The following is a 1,196-nucleotide window of genomic DNA, read 5'->3' on the forward strand; positions in this document are numbered from 1 at the left end:
CTCGTATTGGTTGGGCGGTAGATAGCCCAGGGTCGAGTGCAGTCGATCCTGGTTGTAAAACTTCACGATGTAATCCGTGACATCCCTGATGGCTTCGCCGTGGTTGGCGTAGTCTTTCCTCCAGGTCCTCTCCATTTTCAGGTTCAGAAAGAAGCGCTCCATTACTGCGTTATCCCAGCAATTGGCCTTCCTGCTCATGCTACAGCGCACACCGTGACGCTTGAGCAAGTCTTGATAGTCGGCCCCAGCGTACTGGCTGCCACGGTCCGAATGGGCAATCAGGCCCGGCGCTGGCTGTCTTTGGGCAATCGCCAGTTGCATGGCGCTGCATACCAGCTCAGCACGCATGTGAGGCGCCATGGACCAGCCTACGATCTTGCGTGAGAACAGATCCATGACCGCCGCCAGATAAACCCATCCACTGCGAGTGCGGATGTAAGTGATGTCTGCGACCCAGGACTGGTTGATGCCCTTGGGCATGAACTCGCGGTTCAGCAGATTTTCGGCCACTGGCAAGTCATGCTTGCTGTTGGTGGTATGAACAAACTTGCGCTTCCAGGCCGGCCGTAAATCGTAGCGTTTCATCAAACGTCGCACCTTGAAACGGCCGACGAACATACCTTCCTGGCGCAGCGCGCCCACCAATCGACGGCTGCCATAACAGTCCCCAGATGACACGAACGCAGCTTTGAGTTTGATTGCCACGGGGCAAGCTGGCTTGGGTTTGCTTTGCCGCTGTCGGGCCTCATAGAAGCCCGAGCGACTGATCCGCAGCACCCGGCAAATGCGTGTCACCGGGCAGGCCTTGCTTTGTAATTGGCGAACCAGTTGGTGGATCACTTCAATTCGCGGGCAAAGAAGGCCGTAGCTTTTTTTAGGATGTCGTTGTCCATCTTCAACTCACGGATCTGCTGCTCAAGCTGGCGGATTCGCTGCTGCTCGCCGGTCAACGGTTTTCCTATCCCTGGCCCGCCCAACTGCTCGGCCTTGTACTGGGCAACCCAGCGGCGCACGGCGGTGTCGTTCAGGTTCATGTCAAGGCAAACCGAGTTCACACTCATGCCTTGGTCAACAATCATCTTGCAGACCTCGAGCTTGAACTCGGTGTCGAACTTTCTGTACTTACGGCTCATCGGGTACTCCTCAGTGGGGGGATTTTCACCCATTGAGGTGTCCGGGGTCATTAGACCAGCGCA

Annotated in this window: 1 protein-coding gene; it reads right to left on the reverse strand. The window is 56.4% G+C overall.

Going from position 1 to position 1,196, the window contains the following annotated elements:
* Positions 1-1,133 (reverse strand): IS3 family transposase gene (locus tag ACODSK_RS32620; RefSeq protein ID WP_489022274.1). Its coding sequence is split into 2 segments (ribosomal slippage), with 1,134 coding nucleotides annotated over them: positions 1-878 and positions 878-1,133; the frame shifts between segments, so codons are not numbered across the junction. This gene is flagged as partial in the annotation.
* Between the last annotated feature and the right edge of the window lie 63 nt (positions 1,134-1,196).

It is taken from the genome of Pseudomonas sp. FG98 (assembly GCF_057808595.1).